Source organism: Streptomyces sp. NPDC027962 (genome assembly GCF_055566095.1).
Window position 1 is genome coordinate 1 of the sequence record NZ_JBVHTA010000041.1, and the last position, 23,955, is coordinate 23,955.

19 protein-coding genes and 1 pseudogene are annotated in these 23,955 nt (G+C 71.6%); 7 read left to right on the top strand and 13 right to left on the bottom strand.

The genetic code is table 11. The features are described from left to right. On the bottom strand, positions 1-914 hold a 914-nt coding region (locus tag ACZ4SA_RS29370; protein WP_468280532.1), incomplete at its 3' end, for an adenosylhomocysteinase. 735 nt (positions 915-1,649) lie between these two features. On the opposite strand from ACZ4SA_RS29370, the pseudogene ACZ4SA_RS29375 reads away from it, so the two are divergent. Both ACZ4SA_RS29375 and ACZ4SA_RS29380 read left to right on the top strand, forming a co-directional pair. Further along, positions 1,650-2,011 (top strand): annotated as a pseudogene (locus ACZ4SA_RS29375) (fructose PTS transporter subunit IIA). A 119-nt stretch (positions 2,012-2,130) separates the two neighbouring features. Beyond that, positions 2,131-2,325 (top strand): hypothetical protein, encoded by a 195-nt coding sequence (locus ACZ4SA_RS29380; RefSeq protein WP_468280534.1) that lies wholly within the window; start codon positions 2,131-2,133, stop codon positions 2,323-2,325. Positions 2,326-2,502: 177 nt separating this feature from the next. Here ACZ4SA_RS29380 and ACZ4SA_RS29385 read toward each other — a convergent pair whose 3' ends face one another. The 6 genes from ACZ4SA_RS29385 to ACZ4SA_RS29410 form a co-directional block, all read right to left on the bottom strand. Next, on the bottom strand, positions 2,503-3,468 hold the full coding sequence (locus ACZ4SA_RS29385) for a cation diffusion facilitator family transporter (protein WP_468280536.1): 966 nt from the start codon (positions 3,466-3,468) through the stop codon (positions 2,503-2,505). A gap of 94 nt (positions 3,469-3,562) precedes the next feature. Beyond that, positions 3,563-4,741, bottom strand: coding sequence for a mannose-6-phosphate isomerase, class I (manA, locus tag ACZ4SA_RS29390; protein WP_468280538.1), 1,179 nt, complete (start codon positions 4,739-4,741; stop codon positions 3,563-3,565). 177 nt (positions 4,742-4,918) lie between these two features. After that, on the bottom strand, positions 4,919-6,058 hold the full coding sequence (locus ACZ4SA_RS29395) for an SIS domain-containing protein (RefSeq protein ID WP_468280540.1): 1,140 nt from the start codon (positions 6,056-6,058) through the stop codon (positions 4,919-4,921). Positions 6,059-6,160: 102 nt separating this feature from the next. Then, the gene (locus ACZ4SA_RS29400; RefSeq protein ID WP_356630592.1) at positions 6,161-6,343 is read right to left on the bottom strand and encodes a Trm112 family protein; all 183 of its coding nucleotides are present in this window, start codon (positions 6,341-6,343) and stop codon (positions 6,161-6,163) included. 210 nt (positions 6,344-6,553) lie between these two features. Continuing rightward, positions 6,554-7,915, bottom strand: coding sequence for a phosphomannomutase/phosphoglucomutase (locus ACZ4SA_RS29405; protein WP_468280542.1), 1,362 nt, complete (start codon positions 7,913-7,915; stop codon positions 6,554-6,556). A 288-nt stretch (positions 7,916-8,203) separates the two neighbouring features. Continuing rightward, the gene (locus tag ACZ4SA_RS29410) at positions 8,204-8,632 is read right to left on the bottom strand and encodes a DUF3499 domain-containing protein (protein WP_468280544.1); all 429 of its coding nucleotides are present in this window, start codon (positions 8,630-8,632) and stop codon (positions 8,204-8,206) included. Between the two features lie 274 nt (positions 8,633-8,906). On the opposite strand from ACZ4SA_RS29410, the gene ACZ4SA_RS29415 reads away from it, so the two are divergent. Continuing rightward, complete coding sequence (locus ACZ4SA_RS29415; RefSeq protein WP_468280628.1) at positions 8,907-9,335, top strand: metallopeptidase family protein; 429 nt, start codon at positions 8,907-8,909, stop codon at positions 9,333-9,335. 69 nt (positions 9,336-9,404) lie between these two features. Here ACZ4SA_RS29415 and ACZ4SA_RS29420 read toward each other — a convergent pair whose 3' ends face one another. The 3 genes from ACZ4SA_RS29420 to ACZ4SA_RS29430 all read right to left on the bottom strand — a co-directional run bounded on the left by ACZ4SA_RS29420 (position 9,405) and on the right by ACZ4SA_RS29430 (position 15,149). Continuing rightward, the gene (locus tag ACZ4SA_RS29420) at positions 9,405-10,961 is read right to left on the bottom strand and encodes a DUF5719 family protein (RefSeq protein WP_468280546.1); all 1,557 of its coding nucleotides are present in this window, start codon (positions 10,959-10,961) and stop codon (positions 9,405-9,407) included. Then, positions 10,958-14,689 (bottom strand): glycosyltransferase family 2 protein, encoded by a 3,732-nt coding sequence (locus ACZ4SA_RS29425; protein ID WP_468280547.1) that lies wholly within the window; start codon positions 14,687-14,689, stop codon positions 10,958-10,960. Before ACZ4SA_RS29425 ends, ACZ4SA_RS29420 begins: the two co-directional genes overlap by 4 nt. Before the next feature lie 196 nt (positions 14,690-14,885). Then, complete coding sequence (locus ACZ4SA_RS29430; protein ID WP_053557226.1) at positions 14,886-15,149, bottom strand: WhiB family transcriptional regulator; 264 nt, start codon at positions 15,147-15,149, stop codon at positions 14,886-14,888. Positions 15,150-15,793: 644 nt separating this feature from the next. On the opposite strand from ACZ4SA_RS29430, the gene ACZ4SA_RS29435 reads away from it, so the two are divergent. From ACZ4SA_RS29435 to ACZ4SA_RS29445, 3 genes are all read left to right on the top strand, one after another. After that, the gene (locus ACZ4SA_RS29435; protein ID WP_468280549.1) at positions 15,794-16,288 is read left to right on the top strand and encodes a cysteine dioxygenase; all 495 of its coding nucleotides are present in this window, start codon (positions 15,794-15,796) and stop codon (positions 16,286-16,288) included. A gap of 120 nt (positions 16,289-16,408) precedes the next feature. Continuing rightward, positions 16,409-17,365: a 2-phospho-L-lactate transferase gene (gene cofD, locus ACZ4SA_RS29440; protein ID WP_468280551.1), complete on the top strand. Its 957-nt coding sequence runs from the start codon at positions 16,409-16,411 to the stop codon at positions 17,363-17,365. Next, complete coding sequence (locus ACZ4SA_RS29445; RefSeq protein WP_468280553.1) at positions 17,362-18,660, top strand: coenzyme F420-0:L-glutamate ligase; 1,299 nt, start codon at positions 17,362-17,364, stop codon at positions 18,658-18,660. The genes cofD and ACZ4SA_RS29445 overlap by 4 nt, the downstream gene beginning before the upstream one ends. Before the next feature lie 441 nt (positions 18,661-19,101). Here ACZ4SA_RS29445 and ACZ4SA_RS29450 read toward each other — a convergent pair whose 3' ends face one another. From ACZ4SA_RS29450 to ACZ4SA_RS29460, 3 genes are all read right to left on the bottom strand, one after another. Then, positions 19,102-20,100: a DNA-3-methyladenine glycosylase family protein gene (locus ACZ4SA_RS29450; RefSeq protein ID WP_468280554.1), complete on the bottom strand. Its 999-nt coding sequence runs from the start codon at positions 20,098-20,100 to the stop codon at positions 19,102-19,104. Positions 20,101-20,109: 9 nt separating this feature from the next. Beyond that, complete coding sequence (gene manB, locus ACZ4SA_RS29455) at positions 20,110-21,201, bottom strand: mannose-1-phosphate guanylyltransferase (RefSeq protein ID WP_468280556.1); 1,092 nt, start codon at positions 21,199-21,201, stop codon at positions 20,110-20,112. A gap of 116 nt (positions 21,202-21,317) precedes the next feature. Then, the gene (locus tag ACZ4SA_RS29460) at positions 21,318-22,973 is read right to left on the bottom strand and encodes a peptidoglycan recognition protein family protein (protein ID WP_468280558.1); all 1,656 of its coding nucleotides are present in this window, start codon (positions 22,971-22,973) and stop codon (positions 21,318-21,320) included. Between the two features lie 129 nt (positions 22,974-23,102). Between ACZ4SA_RS29460 and ACZ4SA_RS29465 the strand changes: the two genes are divergently transcribed. After that, the gene (locus ACZ4SA_RS29465) at positions 23,103-23,855 is read left to right on the top strand and encodes a TIGR03089 family protein (RefSeq protein ID WP_468280560.1); all 753 of its coding nucleotides are present in this window, start codon (positions 23,103-23,105) and stop codon (positions 23,853-23,855) included. The last annotated feature ends 100 nt before the right edge of the window (positions 23,856-23,955 follow it).

Genomic DNA, 23,955 nt, shown 5'->3' on the forward strand with positions numbered 1-23,955 from the left:
GCCGCCTGCAGCGCGCAGATCGGGTCGATCTCCGTGATGATCACCCGCGCACCCTGGCCGCGCAGCGACTCCGCACAGCCCTTGCCCACATCGCCGTACCCGAACACGACCGCCGTCTTGCCACCGATCAGCACATCGGTCGCACGGTTGATGCCGTCGATCAACGAGTGCCGGCAGCCGTACTTGTTGTCGAACTTCGACTTGGTGACCGCATCGTTCACATTGATCGCCGGGAACAGCAGCGTGCCGTCACGGTGCATCTCGTACAGACGGTGGACACCGGTCGTGGTCTCCTCCGTCACACCGCGGATCTCGGACGACAGCTGCGTCCACTTCTGCGGGTTCTCGGTGAGGGTGCGGTTGAGCAGGCGCAGGATGTAGCCGTACTCCTCGCTGTCCGCCGTGGCGGGGTCGGGAGCCGCGCCCGCCTTCTCGAACTCGACACCCTTGTGGACCAGGAGGGTGGCGTCACCACCGTCGTCGAGGATCATGTTCGGGCCGCCGGTGGGGGTGTTCGGCCAGGTCAGGGCCTGCTCGGTACACCACCAGTACTCCTCGAGCGTCTCGCCCTTCCAGGCGAAGACGGGGACGCCCTGCGGGTCGTCAACGGTGCCGTTCGGGCCGACCGCGATGGCGGCGGCGGCGTGGTCCTGGGTGGAGAAGATGTTGCAGGACGCCCAGCGCACCTCGGCACCCAGTGCGACCAGGGTCTCGATCAGCACGGCGGTCTGAACGGTCATGTGCAGGGAGCCGGTGATGCGCGCGCCGGCGAGCGGCTGGGCCGCGGCGTACTCCTTGCGGATCGACATCAGGCCGGGCATCTCGTGCTCGGCGAGGGTGATCTCCTTGCGGCCGAAGACGGCGAGGGAAAGGTCGGCGACCTTGAAGTCCTGGCCATTGGCGACAGTCGACATGCGAGCTGCTCCTCGTGGTTCGGGTCGAGGGTGGTTACGGCTGGCTCTGCGGCGGCCAGGGCATACGAATGCCCGGGAGTCCACAGGACAGTCCGTCGGAGGCCCTCTCTCCCTCGGTCGGTCCGCACGGGACCGCCCGACCGCCATCAGCAGCGACGTCTGACTGGTTACGAATCTACACCGATCGGCCCAGCCGACCCCAGCCCGCCCCTGTGCGGATTCCAGCCAGTTCGCTGGGGCCGTGGCGGGGAGAAGCAGCGCGACCGGGGGCTTTGGTCATGGCCGGAATCCGTTGCGCGATGCTGCGACATCCTGCTGCGGGACCGGAGGCATCCGTACCAGCGCAACCATCGCAGGACGAGCGTTAGGAGAACCACGTGACCAGTCCGGCGAGCGTGCAGCGGAAGTTGAAGCTGCTTGCGATGCCCGCCATGCGCTGATCGGTATCAACGAGCGCGGTAGCCGTCGCACCGCCCCTGCCCTCGTCCCCATCGGTGCCGCCACAGCCAGTGCCACAGCAGGAAGCGGTGCCGTAGCAGGCGCCGGAGGCCGTGCCGGAGCCGAGGCTCTCGTGCCCGATACGGCGAGTGCCGGCGCAAGGGCCACAAGCGCCCCGGCAGTCCAGGAGGCGAAGGCCGTCAGGGCAACCGCGCCCGCCGCCCCGCAGCAGCAGCGGCCGAGGCGGAGCATGCGGACGAGGTCCTGTCCGGCTATCTGACCGCGCAGACCGTCAAGGTGCGGCTCGAGGCCGCCGACAAGGACTCCGCCATCCGTGAGATGGCCGCGATGCTCGCCACCACCGGCAAGGTCGCCGACCCCGGGGCGCTGGTGCAGGCCGCGTTCGCGCGCGAAGAGCAGGGAACGACGGGGCTCGGCGAGGAGATCGCCATTCCCCACGCCGAGACCGACGCCGTCACGTCGCCGATCGTCGGCTACGCGCGGTCCTCGGAGGGCTGGAGTGGGGGTCGCTCGACAGCACCGAGGCCAAGCTGATCTTCATGATCACGGTTCCGGAGGCGGCTGCGGGCGACGAGCACCTGCGGATTCTGGCCATGCTGTCGCGCAAGCTCATGGACACGAGTTCCGTGAGCGGCTGACCGGGGCGCCGGACGAAGCCGCTGTCCTCACCATGCTGCGCGAGATCCGGTAGCGCACCGGGAGCGCCCGCCACGTCTCGTGATCGTGCGTCAGGTCCGTCCCGTAGGGTGCGGGCGCCGTGCATCGTCTGCGCGGCGCCCACGGCGGGACCGTGCCGGTGTCCGCCGTGCAGGAGCGGGTGCTCGAGGACAACACCGTCCCGGTTGCGCTCGGCCTCGGCGCGATGCTCGGGGTCGCGGCCGGCCTGACCGGGGCGGGTTGCGGGCCCGCCGAGTGGCTGTCAGGGCGGCTGCTCCCGGTTGTGTACGCCTGAACCGGCAGCGCGCGCCCCGAGCGCACATGTCGCACACGCGGCGGCAAGCGGACGGCCCGAATCCACCCCACAGCAACCCCGCCCCAGCAACGGGGCTGAACGGACAGGGTCCCGGACCGTCAGGTCCGGGACCCTGTCCGGCACTTTCGCGCTACCGCGCTCCCGCGCCGCGAGGCCTCAGTGGCCTTCGCCGCCCGAGGACTTGGACGAGTCGGCGCCCGCCGCGGCCGCCGACTCGTTGTAGATGTCCGGCTCGAGGTAGATCACTCGCGCGATCGGCACGGCTGCGCGGATGCGGGCCTCCGCGGCGTCGATCGCGTTCGCGACCTCGTCCGCGGTCTCGTGCCGCTCGACCGCGATCTTCGCCGCGACCAGCAGTTCCTCGGGGCCGAGGTGAAGCGTGCGCATGTGGATGATGCGTGTGACCGTCTCGCCGTCGACCGTCGCGGCCTTGATCTTCTCGATGTCGTCGAGACCGGCGGCCTCGCCGAGCAGCAGCGACTTGGTCTCCGCGGCCAGCACGATCGCGATCACGATCAGCAGGACACCGATGCACAGGGTGCCGATGCCGTCCCAGACGCCGTTGCCTGTGGCCAGCGCCAGGCCGACACCGCCGAGGGCGAGGAACAGACCGGCCAGCGCGCCCAGGTCCTCGAGGAGGACGACCGGAAGCTCGGGGGCCTTGGCGCGGCGCACGAACTGAGTCCAGCTGAGCTTGCCGCGCACGAGGTTGGACTCCTTGATGGCGGTCCGGAAGGAGAACGTCTCAGCGATGATCGCGAAGACGAGGACGCCCACCGGCCAGTACCAGGCCTCGATCTCGTGGGGGTGCTTGATCTTCTCGTAGCCCTCGTAGATGGCGAACATGCCACCGACGGAGAAGAGCACGATGGAGACGAGGAACGCGTAGATGTAGCGCTCGCGCCCGTATCCGAAGGGATGCTGCGGCGTCGCTTCGCGCTGGGCCTTCTTCCCGCCCAGGAGCAGCAGTCCCTGGTTGCCCGAGTCCGCCAGCGAGTGGACGCTCTCCGCAAGCATCGACGACGACCCGCTGAACAGGAACGCCACGAACTTGGCCACCGCGATTGCGAGGTTGGCGGCGAGTGCCGCCACGATCGCCTTGGTACCGCCTGACGCGCTCATGTTTGCCGGATGTCCCTTCGTACGTATCGCCGACCGGTCCTTTGCCCGGTCTTTGCGGTGCGCCATTGTTGCAGCACCCGCCGGCGGTGCCGACTCAGGCCACCACTGTTGCGCGGAAGACGGTTCCGGAGCCTTTGCCCGTGCCCGAGATCTCCGCCTGCTCCCCTGCGGGCACGAACGCCGACTCGCCGGGCGCGAGGGTCAGTTCGCCGGCGGTGACGCTGCCCGCCGTGCACAGCAGGATCTGCGGTGCGGACGCGGTGACGTCACAGGGCTCGGCGTCCGGCGCCAACACGTAACGGGACAGCCGGAACTCGTCGACAGGAGTGTCGTAGACCTCCTCGCCGGACGGGGAGACCTCGGGGCGCAGGATGCCGGGCTCGGTCGCCTCGAAGCGGACGATGCGCAGGAGTTCGGGGACATCCACGTGCTTGGGGGTCAGCCCGCAGCGCAGCACGTTGTCGGAGTTGGCCATGATCTCGACGCCCAGGCCGTCGAGATAGGCGTGCGGCACGCCGGCGCCCAGGAACATGGCCTCGCCGGGCTGCAGTCGGACGTGGTTGAGCAGCATCGCCGCGATGACACCGGGGTCGCCTGGATAGTGGTGGGCGAGTGCCGCGTAGGGCGCGTAGTCGCCGCCGAGCCGCTCGGCGGCCGCCGCGGCCTCCGTGACCGTGTGCGCCATCTCCTCGCGGTCCGCGGTCAGTACGGCGGTCAGCACCTCGCGGAGGGCTCCCTCCTCCGGATGGGCGTGCAGCAGGTCGACGTACGGCTTGAGGGAGTCGACGTCGAGACCGGCGAGCAGCTCGGCCGACTCGGCGGGTGCGCGGAAGCCGCACAGGCCGTCGAACGGCGTCAGCGCACAGATCAGTTCGGGTTTGTGGTTGGCGTCCTTGTAGTTGCGGTGCGGCGCGTCGATGGGGACGCCAGCGCTCTCCTCCGCGCCGTAGCCGTCCCTCGCCTGGGCGAGATCAGGGTGCACCTGGAGGGAGAGCGGGGCGCCGGCCGCAAGGATCTTGAGGAGGAACGGCAGACGAGGACCGAACTTGGCGACGGCCGCCTCGCCGAGTTCCCGGTCGGGTGCGGCGGCGATGACCTCGGAGAGCGGCTGGTCGGCGGCCCCGCCGCGGGTCACGCGGGACGGCGCTCCCGGGTGGGCCCCCATCCACATCTCGGCCTGTGGCTCGCCGGTCGGGGCGACGCCGAGCAGCTCCGGAATGGCCGTCGTGGACCCCCAGGCGTAGGGGCGCACGGTGTTGACGAGGCGATCCATGATGTTCCCTGGTCCTTCATCGGTACGTCGTGGTGCGGGTACGTCGTGGTGCGGGCGCGTCGTGATGCGGGCGCGTCGTGATGCGGGCGCGTCTTCGTGCGGATGCCGCGTGATGGGGCTGCGTCGTGATGCGGGTACCGGCCGACGAGGCGCTGCTGCGGCGCGAGGCCGACGTGTCTACGTCTGGTGGTTGCCCGAGGACGCGAGGGCCAGGTACACCGCCGCGAAGTCGGTGATGGTGAGCAACTCGGCGATCGACTCGAGCTCCGAGCCGTCCTCCGGCTCGAGTTCGCTGATCGGCGTGTCATGGCTGAGTGCGAGCTCACGCGCGGCGGGCGCCGCGGTGAGGCCGCCGACCGGCCGGTCGCGCAGCAGCACGACACGGGCCCGCAGCGCCTGCGGCTCGTCGACCCGGTCACGGAAGAAGTCGTCGGGGTCGGCGCCTGCCGCGAAGTCGCCCACCAGAAGGACGCCATGGGCAGGCAGCGCCTCCGGCAGCTCGGCGGCGAGCGCGGGGCGTCCCGCGAGCTCGGCCAGGACCGCGGCGAACCGGCGGCCCGCCGGGGCAGCCCCGGGGCCTTCGGTCCAGATGAGCGGCAGGCTGTCGGCCAGGTCGGCGGCGAGCGTCTTGGCCGGGTTGCTGTACGTCGCGATGGCGGGCCCGCACCGTTCCGCCGTGTGGTCGAGACGATCGGCGACCTTGGCGACCGTCTCCGGCGGCGCCTCGATCAGGCCCACGCGGTCGAGGAGCGCGAGAAGCGGCGTGAAGAGCGCCCACAGCGCGCCGGGCGTGGCTGCCTGCACCTCCTCGTACGCCTCGTACGGCGCGGTCGCCATGGGAACGACCAGGCCGTGCACCCCGTCCACCGCCTCCGCCAGCGGTGAGCGCTGCGGAGAGACGGCGACGACGGTGCAGCCACGCCGGTAGGCCTGCTCCGCGAGCAGCGCGAGCCCCGGTTCGCTGCCGTCGGTGGTCGTCAGGAGCAGCAGGTCGAGCGAGCCCGCCCAGCCGGGCAGAGCCCAGCGCAGGGCCCCTGCCGCATGCGCGACACCGGTGGGGCGCAGGGCGATGACGGGTGCGGAGGCGCCGGCCAGGGCGCCGATCAGGTCCGCGACTCCGAGCGCGGCGGTGCCGGGGCCCGCGACGAGGACGGCGCGCGGGCGGCCCTCCGGGGTGAGCTTGGCGATGCCGGCTTCGTCGGCGTGCCGGGCTGCGGTACGCACCCGGGCTCCTGCCTCGGCCGCGCCGCGCAGAAGACCTCTGCGGTCGGCGCGGGCCAGGGCTTCCGGAGCGTCGAGGAGCGACTCGTCGAGCATGAGGGTGGGCCTCCGATCGCCGTACGCGTGCGAGGGGTCAGTGCGGTTGTAGGGGACGGATCCGTCCCCTACAACTTCCGCCTGAAGCGTGTTGCAACAGCTTCAGGCGGGGCGGCGCGCCTCGTCCACGAGGAGCACCGGGATGCCGTCCCTGACCGGGTAGGCGAGGCCGCAGCCCTGGCCGGTGCAGATCAGCTCGGGTGTTTCGGCTGCCGTGCGGTCGTCCAGCGGTGCGTGGCAGGCCGGGCAGGCGAGGATCTCCAGGAGGCCGGCTTCGAGCGGCATAACAGCGATGTCCTTTCGGGCATGTGACACATCAAACGGAGCGGTTGCGGTCGCGTCGGACATGCGGTGACGGTCAAGCGGATCAGGCCTCGTCAGCCTACCGCCGGGGGGCGGGGTGCGGCTTGTTCTGGAGGCGCCCGCCGGACGCGGTTGCGCGAGGGCGGGGTGTGCACGGGTGGGGACCGGACGTCCCCACCCGTGCCGGCGGACTCAGGCGCGCACCAGCGCCAGCACCTCGTCGCGGACCTTGGCCATCGTCGCCTCGTCGCGCGCCTCCACGTTCAGCCGCAGCAGCGGCTCCGTGTTCGAGGCGCGCAGGTTGAACCACCAGTCGGCGGCCGACACCGTGAGCCCGTCCAGTTCGTCGGCCGTCACATCCTGCCGGGAGGCGAATGCCGCCTTCACCGCCGCCGCCCGTCCGGACTGGTCCTCGACCTTGGAGTTGATCTCTCCGGAGGCCGCGTACCGGTCGTACTGCGCGACCAGGTCGGACAGTGTGCCGTCCTGGGAGCCCAGCGCCGCGAGGACGTGGAGAGCCGCCAGCATGCCCGTGTCCGCGTTCCAGAAGTCGCGGAAGTAGTAGTGCGCCGAGTGCTCACCACCGAAGATCGCGCCGGTGTGGGCCATCTCCTCCTTGATGAAGGAATGCCCCACTCTGGTGCGTACCGGGGTGCCGCCGTTCTCGCGCACGACCTCCGGGACCGACCACGAGGTGATCAGGTTGTGGATCACCGTGCCGCCGGGGTGCTTGGCCAGTTCACGTGAGGCGACGAGGGCGGTGATCGCCGACGGCGAGACGCCCTCGCCCTGCTCGTCGACGACGAAGCAGCGGTCCGCGTCGCCGTCGAAGGCCAGGCCCAGGTCCGCTCCCTCGGACCGCACACGCGCCTGCAGGTCGACGATGTTCGCCGGATCGAGCGGGTTCGCCTCGTGGTTGGGGAAGGTGCCGTCGAGCTCGAAGTACATCGGGACGACGGTGAGCGGCAGCGACTCGAAGACGGTGGGGACCGTGTGGCCGCCCATGCCGTTGCCGGCGTCCACGACGACCTTCAGGGGCCGCACGGCCGACAGGTCCACCAGGGACAGCAGGTGGGCGGCGTAGTCGACCAGCGTGTCGCGCTCGGTCACGGTGCCGGGCGTCCCTGCCGGGGCCGGCGCGCCCTGCTCGGACCAGGTCTCCACGAGCTCGCGGATGTCCGCCAGGCCGGTGTCCTGGCCGACGGGTGCCGCGCCCGCCCGGCACATCTTGATGCCGTTGTACTGCGCCGGGTTGTGCGAGGCGGTGAACATCGCGCCCGGCAGCCCCATGTGCCCGGAGGCGAAGTACAGCTGGTCGGTCGAGCAGAGGCCGATGAGGGTGACGTCGGCGCCCCGGGCCGCGGCGCCCCGCGCGAAAGCGCCCGACAGCCCCGGCGACGAGGGCCGCATGTCGTGACCGACGACGATCGCGTCCGCTCCCGTCACCTGGACGAAGGCGGCGCCGAACAGTTCGGCCAGCGACTCGTCCCACTGATCCGGCACCACCCCGCGGACGTCGTACGCCTTCACGATCGCAGACAGATCAACAGCCACGGCCCAACCCCTTCTGAAGTCCATGTGGTCACCAAACTACCGGCACGAAAGGGTTCGGCCGCCCGGCCCGGCTCGAAGAGCTCGCGGCCCGGCTCGAAAGGAGTCATGCGCGTGGCGCCACGCGATCGTGCGGGAGAACAGCCGGCGACCGAAGGGGGACAGGGGCAGGGACCGGAGCGGAGCAGGGACCGGAGCGGAAAGGAGCAACTGACAGGGACCGGAGCCGGGAAAAGACAGGACCGGACGCGGCTACGACAGGCCCGGAAAGAAAGGGGAAACCGGCTGCGGTCAGGAGTCGGGCGAGCGCAGCACCCGCAGATGGCCGCGGCGGGCGACCTCCATCGGGTCCGCCGAGCGCCGGCCCCCCTGGCCGCCGGCCTCCGCCCTGCGCCCCTGGGGGCGCGCCGCCTCGCGCACGGCGTTCGCGAGTGCTTCGAGATCGTCGCCGCTGGGGCGGGCCGGGGCGGAGCCGTCCGTGAGCCGTACGACCTCCCAGCCGCGCGGCGCCGTCAGCCGCTCGCTGTGCTCTGCGCACAGGTCGTAGCAGTGGGGCTCGGCGTAGGTGGCGAGCGGACCGAGGACCGCAGTCGAATCGGCATAGACGTACGTCAGTGTCGCGACGGCAGGGCGGCCGCACGCGGTGCGCGAACAGCGACGTACAGGGCTCACGACGTTGGACGGTACCGCACTCTTGAGCGGGCTGCGACGACTCTCCACCAGGTCACTCCCCCGTGTCGTCGTGTGACATCGGACATATGGGCAGCTCGAGCAACTGGCCTGACCTGCACGGAAAGAGAACCACATGGGCGACGGCCACACGCCGCGTGGTCATGAGTTGGGGTGAATCAGGTCAACGGCATCGAGAACACCGATCGCGAGAGTCTCCGAATCGAGCCCAACGATGGCTGGAATGTTCAATTGGAGACATGCCTGTCGCCCGGTGACTCCGGGGCGATCGCCGCATGCCCGGGAGAGCTACCCTGCGTCAGTGATGGACAGTCCTGTACCGCCCCGACCGGCAGAGCCGAGGCCCCGTCGCCGTGACCGGCACGGGCGAGGCATGCGCGGGCCCGTCGCCCCTCCGCAGGTGCCGCTCTCCGCCAGCCGCGCCGAGACCTTCCGCGACCTGGTCCTGGACTCTGTGGAGCGGCTCGAGCGGCGCTGGCCGCAGCTGGCCGATGTCGACTTTTTGGTGCTGGAGGTCCCGGGCTCGCCCGAGGAGTCGGTGCCGCTGGGCAACGCCGTCCCGGCGGACAAGGAGCGGCCCGCACGGATCATGATCTATCGCCGACCGGTCGAGATTCGGACAAAGAACCGCGACGAACGAGCACTTCTTGTCCACGAAGTCGTCGTCGAGCAGGTGGCGGAGCTGCTGGGGCTGGCCCCCGAGTCGGTCGACCCCCGCTACGGGCAGGACTGAGCTCCCTGGGGGTACACACCGGGCCCGACCACGCGGGGTCGGGCCCGGCTCGAAGTACACCCGATCGCGTCAGTCGTCGAGCACCGACAGGTCCTGCTCCGCCTTCGGCACCGCCACCGTGCCCCGATCGTCCGGCATCGTCTGCACCGTGAACATCGGGATGCCGTCCTCGGCGATCTCCAGCGACCGCGACGCGTGCACCGGACCGCCTGAGACCGTCTCGACCGTGATCGCGTACGAACCCTTCAACCCGGCGGGCACGGGCGCTGTGATGGCCAGCGTCGTGCCCGCCTTCACCTTGTACGTCTTGACGGTCGGGCTGCCACCCTCCGTGCCGGCCGATGTGATGACCTTGACCTCCCCGGCCTTGTCCGGTGCAGTCAGCGACAGCAGGGCGCCCTTGGCCCGGTTGTCGGCCACCGAGGCGCGCCCGCCCACCGGCGCGGTCGCCGGGATGAACGCGATCTCCTTCTTGTCACCCTTGCCCCGCACCACGCGCAGCGCGGCGACCACCGGAGTCGCCCGGCCGCCCGATGCGGGGCTGAGGATCAGCGAGCCGGCCTCGCCCCTGGTGATGTTCTGGAGGTCGACGCTCGCCGTCATCCCGGACTTCACGTGCAGCGTCTCGTGCCCGGCCGGGGTGATGGTGCCGGTCGCCCCCGCCAGCTGGAGCTTCAGCTCTGCATCGTCGTCCCCGGGAGCGAAAGCCACCAACTGCACCGACGTCGCGTCCGCCGGGACGCCGGGCAGCACGGCCGTGCCGGACGGGTCGGACGAGGCGCTGAGCCAGTCGCTGCCGCTGTCCTCGTCCGCGGACCGCACGACAGCGCCCACCCGGCCGGCACGGGTGGTGACATGGACGGTCACGTCCTCCGCCGGATCGGAGGTCAGGGTCGAGAGCAGGACCGGGACACTCGATCCGCCGGGGACCGTGATGCCCTCGGTCAGGTCGCTCTTGAGCGCGCCGTCCTTGCCGAACAGCTCGATGTCGACGACTGCGGCGCCCTCGTCCGGGTTGGTGAGGTGGACGTAGTCCTGGTGCTTGTCGGCGAGCGAGGCGGCCGGGAACCAGAAGTCCGTGTCAGGCGCGGTGCAACTGACGCCCAGGAGACCACGGCCACCACCCGCGGAGACCGTGGTGGTCTGCTGCGCGGTCCAGCCAGGGGCGAGCCGGCCGGTGGCCGTACCGACGAGCGCGGGAGCCTGGCCGCCGCTCTTCTCCGCGGAGACGGGCTTGCCGGGCTCCTTGAGCGCGAGAAGGGGTTTGTCGGAGGCGGACTGTTTCGCCTCGTCCTTCTCCTCGTCCGTCTTGCCCTTGTCCTTGTCGTCCTTCGCGGCGTCCGGGTCGGCCAGGGTGGCCGAAGACGGCTTCAGTTCGGCGGAGTCCGCCTCGACGCCATCCTCTGCTCCCGCCTTCGCCGCCGGGGTGAACGCCGTGTACTGCGTCTCCGCGAGATCCGAGCTGCTCGGCGCCGGACAGAGCAGGCTGGAACGTTCGACGGGCAGCCGTGCCGGAGCCTCGCCCGCCACCGGCCCGCCGCCGTCCGATGCCGTCAGCGAGGCGAAGCCGGTCACCGCGGCGAGAGCCGTGGCGACCGCGATCAGGGAGATGGTCGTGCGCTTCACTCTGACTCGCCTCGCGTCCTGCCCGGGGCTTGTGCCGGGGGTTCTGGGTACTGGCCGCCGTTCGGGTCGCCGTAGCCGTAGGGGTCGTACTGGCCGTCCTGCGGATGCTGCTGGAACTGGCCGTCCTGCTGGTACTGCCCGTTGCCGTACGAAGCGGCCTGGTACGGGTCGGCCTGGTACGGATCACCTTGGTGCGGCTGCTGGTACTGGGGGTCGCCGTACTGCTGGTCCCCGCCGTACTGCTGACCGTCGCCGTAGGACCGGCCCTCGTACTGACCGCCGCCCTGGTACTGCCCCTGGCCGTACGAGGTGTCATAGCCGGCGTCGGCGTACGTCTGCGTGTCCCACTCGCCGTACTGCTGCTGCGGCACCGCCGCGTACGGTGCGGGCTGCTCTGCCCGCGGCTGCTCCTGAGCCTGCCCGGGCTCCGCGCCCGCGTCCGTTTCCGCGGACTCCGCTTCCGCCTCCGCCTGGGCCCGCAGCCTGCGGGCCCTGCGGCCCTCCCCGGACACCGGCTGGTCCGGTACGGCGGCGGGCTCCTCCGGCAGATCGTCGTCGATCTCCCGGCGCCTGCCCGGAGTTGCGAGGACGAGCAGCACGAACGCGAGGAACGCCTGGGTCCATATCCAGGCCGTGTGAGCGGCCGGGTCGTCGTACGTGAGGTCCAGGCGGCCGCCCTCGGCGGGCAGCTCGAAGCCCTGCGCCCAGCCGTCCACGGTGGTCTTGTTCAGCGGCGTCCCGTCGAGCGTGGCCTGCCAGCCCTGTGCGGCGCGGTCAGCGATACGCAGGATCCGCCCGCTTTCACCGGCGGGGATGTCGGCGTGCGCCTCCACGGCGTCGGAGGCCACGGGCAGCGGGTCGCCCTTGCCGGTGACGATCGTGGCCCTGGCGACCTGGCGGTCCACCCGCCACAGGGCGCTGCCGTCGAGCTGGCTGAGCCGGGTCAGGCCGGGGGTGGCGTCGAGGACGCGACTGGTCTGGCGGGGCGCTCCGTCACGTACCAGCACGTAGCGGATCGCGAAGCCGCTGAGCTGGCTTGTCTGGTCGGCGCCGGAGCCGGCGACCAGGTTGGCGACGATCTTGTCGAGGCGGGCGTCGCCGCCCCCGGCCTCGGTCAGCTCGGCGTCGCCGAGTCGGCCGCCGGAGCCCCGGACGAGCGTGTAGGACACCTTGGCCGCCGAGGTACCCCCGAGGACGAGGGTGCGCGGCTGGTCCCGGGTGTCGCTCTCCTCCGCGACGAACGCCGGCACCTGGACCGGGTCGCGCCGCTCGAGCGGTCCGCCCGCGCCGCTCAGCATCCAGTTGGCCGCGGCGACGACCGGAGCGAGACCCGCGGCCAGCGCCACGAGGGCGGCGACGGGCTGTCGCCAGCCGAAGCTCTGGGCGGCGACGCGGGTGCGTCCGCCCTCCGCGCCGAGCACGGCGGCGGCGAGCAGCGCGATTCCGTAGACGAGGGTGGCGGGTCCGGCCCAGCCGGCGCCGGTGTCGCCGGAGCCGTTGACGAGCACCGCGAAGACGAGCGCGACCAGTGCGACCGTCCAGGCCCCGCGGATCGCGAACTGGCGCTCCTCGCGCAGCAGTGCGCCGAGCGCGGCCAGCACGACGCCGATCATCAGGAGGCCGCCTACCGTCCCGGGGCCGCCGGGGCTGATGCCGAGCAGGTCGGTCGCGCCGGCCGCGCCGCTGCCGTACTCGCGCCCGGCCTCGCGGAAGAACGCGGAGGGACTGGTCAGCAGGGACAGCGACCAGGGGGCGAGGACGAGCACCGGCGTGCCGACGGCCGCGAGGAAGCGCAACCCGTAGGCGGTGATGTCGTCCCGCCGCAGGAGGAGGACGGCGATGCCGATGACCACCGCGATCGGCCACACGACGGGCGTGAAGGCCATGGCGAAGGTGAGCAGCAGCGCGTACGCCCAGGTGGCCCGCCATGTGCCGCGTCCGTCTCCCCGCAGACGCAGACCGTGGGCGGCGACGGCCGCACGCGCGATGAGCGGCAGCACGATCGCGAGCACCGCCGTGCCGAGCCGCCCGGTCGCCAGCGCGCCGGTGGCGGCGGGCAGGAAGGCGTACGCCACGCTCGCCCAGGCCCGCAGCAGCCGGGACTCGACCATGGGGCGGGAGGCGAAGTACGCGGTGAGGCCGGCCAGCGGGACCGAGCAGACGAGCAGCACGGTCAGTGCCAGGCCGGTCGAGCCGAGGAACAGCGCGGAGAGCACTGCCAGGACCGCGAGGTAGGGCGGCGCGGTCTGGGTGCCGCCGGTACCGGTCGGGTGCCAGCTGTCGGCGTAGCGGCCCCAGAGGTCGGAGATGTCGGCGGGCGCGGGCAGCAGCGCGCCGCCGGCCAGTGCACCGCCGGCGAAAAGTCCGCGGCAGGCGACGAGGGAGGCGACGAGCAGCAGGGCGAAAAGCAGCGGGCCCGGCTTGCGGGCGATCTTCTTCAGCCTGGCGAACTGCTCGATCTCCAGGAAGTCCGCGTCGTCGCCACCGGGGCCGGTCTCGACGGCGCCGTGCCGGGAGCCGCCGGATTCGGCGTCCGAGCCGCCGAAGCCGGAGACGACCTGCTCGACGGTGGCGCGGACGGTCGCACCAGGTGGCGGGAACAAGGGGCGCAGCTCGCCGGCCTCGACCGCCCGCCCGGACCGTCTGCGCCGTCGTCCCGCCAGGATGCGCTCCGGGCGCAGCAGGACGCCGAACAGGCCCATGACCTCGTCGACGGCCTGCCCGGGCACTTTGCCGACCAGGTAGGCGAGGGTGCGCAGCAGGGTGCCGAAGACGATGCGCAGCAGTACGTACGGCAAGGCGATGCCGCGGGTGTTGGTGAGCAGGGTGTAGACGGCGCCGGCCTTGTCGACGCGGTGCGGACTGGCGACCGACCGGCCGGCGCAGTCGACGGTGCGGCGCTCGCGGGCGGCGGCCTCGGCGTGCCTGAGGACGGCGTCGGGTGCGATGAGGACCCGGTGCCCGGCGGAGTGGGCGCGCCAGCACAGGTCGACGTCGTCGCGCATGAGGGGCAGCCGCCGGTCGAAGCCGCCGAGCTCTTCGAAGACGTCTCGTCGGACGAGCATGCCCGCGGAGGAGACGGACAGGACGGAACGGATCTGGTCGTGCTGGCCCTGGTCCTGTTCCCGGCGGTCGAGTCCGGTCCAGCGCCTTCCGCTGTTGGCGATGGAGACGCCGGTCTCGAGGAGTTGCTTGCGGTCGTACCAGCCGCGGAGTTTGGGGCCGACGATCGCGGCGTACTCGTCAGAGTCGGCGACGCGCAGCAGCTCGGCGAGGGCGTCGGGCTCGGGTGCGCAGTCGTCGTGGAGGAGCCACAGCCACTGGACGGGCTCGCCGTGCGGCAGCTCCGGCATGTCGTAGGTGTCGTCGCGCCAGGTCCTGCTGACCGGGTCCCAGCCGCTGGGCCGCTTCAGGTAGGGGAGGTCGTCGGGGCCGAGGACGCGGGCCGTGCGGGCGGCTTCGTCGACGGCGGCTCCGAAGCCGGTACGGCGCGCGAGGTGCAGTACGCGGTCGGCGCCGAGGGCGTCGGTGAGCAACTGAGCAGAGGCGTCGGCGCTGCCGGTGTCGGCCGCGACGACGTTCTGCACGGGGCGTTCCTGGCCGATGAGTCCGGCGAGGGCGTCGGGGAGCCACCGCGCGCCGTCGTGAGAGACGAGCACGGCGGTGACGACGTGCCGCGGGAACTCGGGCGCTGCTGCCGGAACAAACTCGGCTGTGGTGGCGGACATTGAGGTACGGGCCCTCCGGCCGGGGTCGCCCTGTCGGGGCTGTGGTGCGTCACGGACGGGGCCCCACACTAACGGCTGGCATGTATGCGGTCCGCCGCCTGTGGACAACCCACAGACCGCGGACCGTTCGTTACGTATGCAGTTGACGCGCTTGTACCGTTTGGCCGGACGGCGATCGGACGGTGATTCGGGCTGTTCAGACCGCCGCCTTCTTCAGGCGCCGGCGCTCCCGTTCGGAAAGGCCGCCCCAGATTCCGAATCTCTCGTCGTTGTTGAGGGCGTATTCGAGACATTCCGAGCGGACCTCACAGGCGAGGCAGACCTTCTTGGCCTCGCGGGTGGAACCACCCTTCTCGGGGAAGAAGGACTCGGGATCGGTCTGGGCGCACAACGCGCGCTCCTGCCAGCCGAGTTCCTCGTCCGCGTCCTCGACCAGCAGTTGTTCGAACAGCTCGGTCATGTGCGCCCCTCGTCTGTCTTTGCGTCCCCGTGATGTTGCCGCGATCGATTTCGGCCGAACGACACGAGTGAAATTACAAGTGTGTGGCTCCGAGCCAGTCAAGCCGAGATCTGCTATTGGGCCCGGTATTCACTCTGCGGAACCAAGGCTATGCGGAAAGTGTTCAAATCACCAAAATCGTGACACATGCCAGCGGCCTGCTCCGCACCCTGCCCCCCTCGGAAAGGAAGACGACTCAAACATCGATCTTGTTTCGGTCGAGCCGGCGAAGCGATCCGGATCACAGTCCGATCACTTCAGGCCTCGTTGACGTTTGCGAGCAGAGTTGCTGCCGCATGTCTCCGCGCCACCGACTGCACAAACCTTTCTCCGTTCGCAGTAACCGGAAAAGGTGAAACATTGCCGCCAAATCGGTCATTGGGTTGACAGTGGACGAGCCGACACGTCACCTTTGATCCCATGCCAGCGACCACAGCGCCCCTTGCGACCCGCCACCGCGGGTTCCGCAGCGCTGTCCAGGCTCGCTGTTGCTGTTGCTGTTCCAGCTGTTGATGCCCTCGCGCTCCAGCCAACGCTTCTGCGTTCTCTTCACCCTCTTCCTGCTCTGCGACACCCACGCACTTCTGCCGAGGAACCCCCGCACCGTGAACAGCGACAGCGACCTCCAGATCGCCGGCGACATCCTCGCCGTCCAGCACCTTCTCCGGCCCGCCCCCGAGCACCCGGCCACCGTGGCCGAGTTCGCCGGGCTCGCCCGCTCCATCGCCGCCGATCGCGCGCAGTGGGAGCATCTCGTCGAATACGACGCCACCTCCCGCTGGTACCACCGGCTCCGCACCGGTCCCGGCTATGAGATCTGGCTGCTCAGCTGGGTTCCCGGCCAACGCAGCGGACTGCACGACCACGGACCCTCCTCCGGTGTGCTCACCGTCCTCGAGGGCGAGCTGACCGAGCGCACCCAGAGCGGCGAGCGGTCGCTCGCGGAAGGCTCCCAGCGGGTCTTCGCACCCGGCTATGTGCACGAGGTCGTCAACGACACCCTCGAGCCGGCGGTCAGCCTGCACGTCTACTACCCGGGCCTCACCGAGATGCCGATGCACACCGCCGCGCGCTGCACGGCGGACGCCGTTCCCGCGTAGCGCCGGCGGAGAGCACGCACAGGGCCCGCAGGGAGCCCCCCGTAGAGCCGTTCTCCTGGATCCCGGCCTGATCCGAAGGAGCGGCCGTGAGCCGTCGGACGGACCTGCAAGGATGTCCGTATGCGCATTGTGGTTCTGGCCGGCGGTATCGGCGGCGCCCGTTTCCTTCGCGGTCTCAAGCAGGCAGCGCCGGAGGCGGACGTCACGGTGATCGGCAACACCGGTGACGACATCCATCTGTTCGGGCTGAAGGTCTGCCCCGACCTCGACACGGTGATGTACACCCTCGGCGGTGGCATCAACGAGGAGCAGGGCTGGGGACGCCAGGACGAGACCTTCCAGGTCAAGAGCGAACTCGCGGCCTACGGAGTGGGCCCCGACTGGTTCGGCCTCGGCGACCGCGACTTCGCGACGCACATCGTCCGTACGCAGATGCTGAGCGCCGGCTATCCGCTCAGCGCCGTCACCGAGGCTCTCTGCGACCGGTGGAACCCGGGCGTGCGGCTCCTGCCGATGTCCGACGACCGGGTCGAGACCCATGTCGCCGTGACACTCGACGGCGAGCGCAAGGTCATCCACTTCCAGGAGTACTGGGTGCGGCTGCGTGCCTCCGTGGCGGCTGAGGCAGTGGTGCCGGTCGGCGCCGACCAGGCCAAGCCGGCGCCGGGCGTGCTGGAGGCGATCGCCTCCGCCGACGTCATCCTCTTCCCTCCGTCGAACCCGGTCGTCAGCGTCGGCACCATCCTCGCCGTGCCCGGCATACGCGAGGCCATCGCGGAGGCGGGCGTACCGGTGGTCGGCCTCTCCCCCCTCGTCGGAAACGCGCCCGTGCGCGGGATGGCCGACAAGGTGCTCGCGGCGGTGGGCGTCGAGGCGACGGCCACCGCTGTCGCCCAGCACTACGGCTCCGGGCTGCTCGACGGCTGGCTCGTCGACACCGTCGACGAGGACGCGGTGCCCGCTGTCGAGACGGCGGGCATCCGCTGCCGGGCCGTGCCCCTGCTGATGACCGACGTGGACGCGGCAGCCCAGATGGCGCGCGAGGCGCTGGCCCTGGCCGAGGAGGTACGGGCGTGAGCCAGGCGTCGTACCGGGTCTGGGCGCTGCCCGGGCTCGGCGAGGTCCTGCCGGGCGACAACCTCGCCAAGCTGATCGCCGCGACGTCGCCCGGGCTGACCGACGGGGACGTGCTGCTCGTCACCTCGAAGATCGTCAGCAAGGCCGAGGGCCGGATCGTCGAGGCGACGGACCGGGAGGCGGCCATCGACGCGGAGACGGTACGGGTCGTGGCACGGCGCGGCCCCCTGCGCATCGTCGAGAACCGGCAGGGCCTCGTCATGGCGGCGGCCGGGGTCGACGCGTCCAACACCCCCGCCGGGACGGTGCTGTTGCTGCCCGCGGACCCGGACGCGTCGGCACGCGCGATCCGTCAAGGGCTGCGGGACGAACTCGGCGTCGACGTCGGCGTGATCGTCACCGACACCTTCGGACGGCCCTGGCGGACCGGGCTGACCGATGTCGCGATCGGCGCGGCGGGAGTGCGGGTCCTGGACGACCTGCGCGGCGGCACCGACGCGTACGGCAACCCTCTCGGCGCGACGGTCGTGGCCACCGCCGACGAACTCGCCGCCGCCGGCGACCTGGTGAAGGGCAAGACCAACGGCCTGCCGGTCGCAGTGGTGCGCGGCCTGGCCCATGTCGTCGCCGAGGACGCGGAAGGCGCGCGGTCCATGGCGCGGAGCGCTGCCGACGACATGTTCCGGCTCGGGACGTCGGAAGCGGTACGGGAGGCGGTGACGCAGCGCCGTACCGTCCGGGAGTTCACGGACGAACCGGTGGACAGCGGCGCGGTGCGGCGCGCGGTTGCCGCGGCGGTGACGGCACCGGCCCCTCACCACACGACGCCGTGGCGCTTCGTGCTCCTCGAGTCGCCGGAGTCCCGCGTCCGGCTGCTGGACGCGATGCGTGACGCGTGGATCGCGGACCTCCGGCGCGACGGCAAGTCCGAGGACTCCATCGCGAAGCGGGTCCGCCGCGGGGACGTCCTGCGCAACACGCCGTACCTGGCGGTGCCTTGCCTGGTGATGGACGGCTCCCACACATACGGCGACGAGCGGCGCGACGCGGCGGAACGCGAGATGTTCGTGGTCGCGGCGGGCGCGGGCGTGCAGAACTTCCTCGTGGCACTGGCCGGCGAGCGGCTGGGATCGGCGTGGGTGTCGTCGACGATGTTCTGCCGGGACGTGGTGCGGGACGTACTGTCGCTGCCGGCCTCGTGGGACCCGATGGGCGCGGTGGCGATCGGCCACGCGGCGGCTGCGCCGAAAGCGCGCCCGGCGCGGGAGGCCGAGTCGTTCATCGAGGTGCGGTAGGGCAGGGCGTGGGGGGTCTCCCCCACGCCCTGCCCTACCCGAAACCGGGGCCCCGCCCCGGACCCCGGTCCCTGCCGGGGCGGAAGACCTGGGGGTTGGCACCCCTCCCCTGAAGCGACGGCTCCGCGCCGCACCGGCAGCACCGGCGGGGACTGGCGCCTCCGCGCGCCGAGAACCAGCGGCTTCGCGCTGCGAATCGCCTCGCGCCACGTACGCCTGCGCCGGCAGCGTCGTGCTGAGGTACGCGACCCCGCGCCCCACCCGGCGCATGTGCGCCCAAGGCGGTAGCCGAACCACAGCGGCCGGCGCGCCGCCCGAGCGCCGGAAACGGGTCGCCGCACACCGAGCCGCGCACGCCACAGGCAACGCGGAGCACGCGAACGGCCGGCCGCCCCGCCCGAGCGCCGGAAACGGGTCGCCGCACGACGGGACGCGGGCGGGTTACCAGTTGGCGATGTCGACCTTGCGCATCTTTGGTTCTCGGCGGGGTGGGGTGCGGCCCGAGAGAAGGATGAGGCGGGCGGCGCGGTGGCGGTGGCCGGTGTAGGGGGCCAGGAGCGACAGCATCGCCGCGTCGTCCGTGTTGCGGTCGCCCGCCAACGCGTAGCCCACGATGCGCGGCAGATGCAGGTCGCCGACCGTGACCGCGTCCGCCGCGCCGTTGCTGCGCTGGATGACCTCCGCAGAGGTCCACGGCCCGATTCCGGGGATCAGCTCCAGCCGGGCCAGGGCCTGTTCGGGGGCCATCGTCGCCGCTTCCTCCATCCTGCGCGCCACCTTCACCGCGCGCAGGATCGTCGACGCGCGCTTGTTGTCGACGCCGGCGCGGTGCCATTCCCAGGAAGGAATGAGTGCCCAGGTCCGCGGATCCGGCATGACAAACAGCCCGTTGTCGGGGCCCGGTGCCGGTTCGCCGTACTTGCGGATCAGCAGCCGCCAGGCCCGGTAGGCCTCGTCCGTGGTGATCTTCTGCTCGAGGATCGAGGGGATCAGGGACTCCATGACGAGCCCCGTGCGCAGCAGCCGCAGGCCGGGCCGCCGATGCTGGGAGGCGGCGACCAGCCGGTGGTGCGGGGTGAAGGCTTCGGGTTCGTCGGAGGCGCCGAGCAGGTCGGGCAGCCGGTCGAGCAGCCACTCGGCGCCCGGCCCCCAGGCCTCGGCCTCCGCGGTACCGCCGCGGAGGGCGACGCGCAGGGTGCCGGGACCTTCGGGCGTCCGGCTGGCCCGCCATACGGACCCGTCCGGCGTCGTGCGGAAGGTCGGGTCGGCCGGGCCGCGGCGCAGCGGCCCGAGGACCAGGCCGAGGTCGAGCGGCCACGGCGGGGTCCACCGCCGTGTGCGGGCGGCGTGGCGGACCTGTCGCGGTACGGCGGCAGGCACGGGCGTCACGCCACCGGGCACGGTGGCGCGACTCGTACCCGGTTCGAAGCGACCTGCCATGCGGTCAGGCTACTGGTCGGACGAGAAGCGGATCGCGCCCGCGGGAATCACCGCGTCGCACCACACCCGCGCGCCGTCCTGGAGCTCGTTGTCCGCGCCCACGTCCGCGCCGTCGCCGACGACCACGCCGGACAGCACCGTGCGCGCCCCGACCCGCGCCCCCACGCCGACGAGTGAGTCGGAGATCACGGCGCCGGGCTCCACGACCGCGCCGGCCAGGACCGTGCTGCCGTCGATACGGGCGCCCTCGCCGATGCGTGCGCCCTCGCAGACCACCGTGCCGCCGGTCAGCTTCGCGCCGGGCGCGACGGACGCGTCCGGAAGCACCAGCCGGTCACCGCGTCGCCCCGGAACCGCGGGGGACGGGGCCTGGCCGAGCACCAGGTCGGCGGAGCCGCGCACGAAGGCGTGCGGTGTGCCGAGGTCCAGCCAGTACGTGGAGTCGACCATGCCCTGGAGGTGCGCTCCGGCGCTCAGCAGTTCGGGGAACGTCTCCCGTTCGACGGAGACGGGCCGGCCGGCCGGGATGCTGTCGATGACCGACCGCCGGAACACATAGGCGCCCGCGTTGATCTGGTCGGTGACGATCTCCTCCGGCGTCTGGGGCTTCTCCAGGAACGCCGTGACGCGGCCGGTCCCGTCCGTCGGCACCAGGCCGAAGGCACGCGGGTCGTCGACCCGGGTGAGGTGGAGGGAGACGTCCGCGCCCGACGAGCGGTGGGTTGCGACGAGGGCCTCGATGTCGAGTCCGGTGAGGATGTCGCCGTTGAAGATCAGCACCGGGTCGTCGGGGCCGGACCGCAGCCGGGAGGCGACGTTGCGGATCGCCCCGCCCGTGCCGAGCGGCTCGTCCTCCGTGACGTACTCGAGGTGGAGGCCGAGCGCCGAGCCGTCGCCGAAGTACGGTTCGAAGACCTCGGCCAGGTAGGAGGTGGCGAGCACGATGTGCTCGACGCCCGCCGCCCGCGCCCGCGCCAGTTGGTGGGTGAGGAAGGGCACGCCTGCCGCCGGAACCATCGGCTTCGGGGTGCGGACGGTGAGCGGACGCAGCCGGGTGCCCTTGCCTCCGACCAGGAGAATCGCTTCTGGGGCCTGGTTCAATGCGTTCTCTGCTTCCTGCTGGGATTTGGACGGGGCCGGGGCGCGGTCGCTGGTTCGACCGGCCAGTGTATGCAGTGCGTTTCCCGGCATACGCCCCGTACCCGTTCAGGAAGCGGTCATCGGCCCTGGTACTTGGCCGAGGCCGTTCGGGCCGTGCCGAGCTTGCTGTAGAGGCGGTCTCCGGGACAGTCCGTGAAGTAGCCGTCGCGGTGTCCGGAGATGGCGTTGAGATCGACCTTCCTGCCCTCGGGGTATTTGCCGCTCCCCGCCGACGTGAGCGTCACCTTGCCCTCCGGATCGACCCCGCTCAGCCCGAGCTTCCACGCGGTCAGTTTGGCCACGGCGGTCACCACGGCCTCCGGCGGATTGGACGAACTGTACGTGCCGAGCACGGCGATGCCGGTGCTGTTCGTGTTGAAACCCAGGGTGTGTGCGCCGAGCACCGGCTCGGCCACGCCTCCGGCGCGCCCTTCGTAGATGTTTCCGCACTTGTCGACGGCGAAGTTGTAGCCGATGTCGCGCCAACCGCTGCTCTTGACGTGGTAGCGGTAGATACTGCGGATAACTGAGGGCGCCTCCTCGCACGAGTAGTTGTTGCCGGTGGCGCTGTGGTGCACGAACGCGGCCTTGGCCGAGCCCGTGTAGACGAACTCCTTCTCCCGCCACGACTCGTCCGCGCCCCACCCCTTGCGGGTGACGATGCGCGGCCGCGGCCCGATGTACGGCTTGGCGCCGGCGGCGAGGTCGCCGGTGAGGAGGTCCCCCGCCGCCACCGCCTCGGCCTCCGTGTCGGCCTGGTTGAGGGCGGGGATCTCGAGGCCGCCGAGCGGGACGCGGCCGATGGTGGTGTCGGCGCTGGTGCCGGTTCCGGATCCGGTGCCGGTGCCGGTGCCGGTGCCGGTGCCGGTGCCGGTGCCGGTGCCGGTGCCGGGGTCGGTGCCGGTTCCGGGGTCGGTGCCCGTTCCCGTTCCGGGGTCGGTGCCAATGCCAATGCCAATGCCAATGCCCGTTCCGGGGTCGGTGCCGGGGCCGGTGCCGGGGCCGGGGTCGGTTCCCGTGCCGGGGCCGGGGTCGGGGTCGGGGCCGGGGTCGGTGCCGGGGTCGGGGCCGGGGTCGGTGCCTGTGCCGGTTTCGGGGTCGGTGCCTGTGCCGGTTTCGGGGCCGGCTGCGACGGGGGCGGAGCCCGGGTCTGTTCCCGGAGCGGTGTCGGGGGCCGTGTCGCCGGGGGCCGTCGGATCGTCGCCGGGATCGACGAGCTCGAGGCGCAGGCCGTCCGGCAGCCCGCCCGAGACGCCGTCCGCCGTCCGTACGCGCACCTCCACGCCGTCCGACTCCCCGACCCAGAGCGGAGCCGTGGAGCCGCGTACCGAGCGCGCCTCGCTCTCCGGGGTTCCGGGGTCGGGTGCGTGCTCCGAGTTGTGCGTCTCGACCTGCTGCCAGCCGGACCAGTCGCCGGTGCCGGCATTCCGAGTGCGTACCTCGACCGTGCCGTCGAGTTCGGTCTGGGCGTCCTCCCAGACGACGCCGACCAGTGAGAACCGGTCGACGTCCTGGCGGGGCAGGCCCTGCTCCACCCGGCCGAGCGAACGGTCGGAGGGGGTTTGGCCTATGGACTTCAGTGGCAGGGACTGGGTCGAGCCGGGCACGTCCGGTACTTGTGGGACCGAGGCGGCCTGCAGGGGCGCGGCGACGGCGCCGGAAGCGAGCGAGAGCGGAACGGCGAGCGCGGTCGCGCACACCACTCCGACGTATGAAGCCAGGTATCCACGCATGGCAGAAATCCTGGGACGGGCCCGTGAACTGTGCCTTCGGAGGAGAACTGACGCCCCGTCGCTCCGACCGGGGGACCCGTTCACCCCAGCGGCGGCGTTCCTCGTCGGGCGCGGCGTACGCTTGCGCGGGTGAACGCCAGCGACCGCACCCCTGCCGACCTGCTGCGATCCGCGCTCGCCGCGGACCCCGCGCGCCCCTTGGTCACCTACTACGACGATGCCACCGGTGAGCGGGTGGAACTGTCCGTCGCCACCCTCGCCAATTGGGTGGCCAAGACGGCCAATCTCCTCCAGGGCGAGCTGTCCGCCGGGCCCGGCGACCGGCTCGCGCTCCTGTTGCCCGCGCATTGGCAGAGCGCGGTGTGGCTGCTGGCCTGCTCCCCCGTCGGAGTGGTTGCGGACGTCGGAGGCGACGCGTCCGGCGCGGACTATGTGGTGGCCGGACCCGGGCAGTTCGACGCGGGGCTCGCCTGCTCCGGCGACCGGATCGCCCTGTCCCTCGCACCGCTCGGTCGCCGCTTCCCCACCCCGCCCGCCGGTTACGCCGACTACGCGGTGGAGGTGCCCGGTCAGGGGGACAGGTTCGCCCCTTACGCGCCGGTGGATCCGGAAGAGGCCGCGCTGGTGGTCGGTGACGTCGAGCTGACCGGTGCCGAACTTGTCGAACGAGCGCGGGCGGACGCGTCACGGCTCGGTCTGGGGCCCGGGTCGCGACTGCTGAGCGGGAAGCCGTACGACTCCTGGGACGGCCTCTCCGCGGGGCTGTTCGCGCCGCTGGCGTCAGGTGGGTCCGTGGTGCTCTGCCGAAACCTGGACGAGCTGTCCCAAGAGGGCCTGGAGAAACGCCTCGAGAGCGAGCGGGTCACCGACACGGCACTGTGACGAGCCGGGTGGCCAGGCGGTGGACGAGCCGGTGTGACAAGCCCTGGACGTCCACTCGTGTGGCGCACACTCAGGCCGAGCCCTCCCCGTCCGGTGGTCG

What these genes read in the sequence shown, in the direction of transcription:
- ACZ4SA_RS29385 (WP_468280536.1), bottom strand. Translation starts at nt 3,468, where the DNA reads ATGAGCGCGTCAGGCGGTACCAAGGCGATCGTGGCGGCACTCGCCGCC.
- manA (WP_468280538.1), bottom strand. Translation starts at nt 4,741, where the DNA reads ATGGATCGCCTCGTCAACACCGTGCGCCCCTACGCCTGGGGGTCCACG.
- ACZ4SA_RS29395 (WP_468280540.1), bottom strand. Translation starts at nt 6,058, where the DNA reads ATGCTCGACGAGTCGCTCCTCGACGCTCCGGAAGCCCTGGCCCGCGCC.
- ACZ4SA_RS29400 (WP_356630592.1), bottom strand. Translation starts at nt 6,343, where the DNA reads ATGCCGCTCGAAGCCGGCCTCCTGGAGATCCTCGCCTGCCCGGCCTGC.
- ACZ4SA_RS29415 (WP_468280628.1), top strand. Translation starts at nt 8,907, where the DNA reads ATGGACAGTCCTGTACCGCCCCGACCGGCAGAGCCGAGGCCCCGTCGC.
- ACZ4SA_RS29425 (WP_468280547.1), bottom strand. Translation starts at nt 14,689, where the DNA reads ATGTCCGCCACCACAGCCGAGTTTGTTCCGGCAGCAGCGCCCGAGTTC.
- ACZ4SA_RS29430 (WP_053557226.1), bottom strand. Translation starts at nt 15,149, where the DNA reads ATGACCGAGCTGTTCGAACAACTGCTGGTCGAGGACGCGGACGAGGAA.
- cofD (WP_468280551.1), top strand. Translation starts at nt 16,409, where the DNA reads ATGCGCATTGTGGTTCTGGCCGGCGGTATCGGCGGCGCCCGTTTCCTT.
- ACZ4SA_RS29450 (WP_468280554.1), bottom strand. Translation starts at nt 20,100, where the DNA reads ATGGCAGGTCGCTTCGAACCGGGTACGAGTCGCGCCACCGTGCCCGGT.
- ACZ4SA_RS29460 (WP_468280558.1), bottom strand. Translation starts at nt 22,973, where the DNA reads ATGCGTGGATACCTGGCTTCATACGTCGGAGTGGTGTGCGCGACCGCG.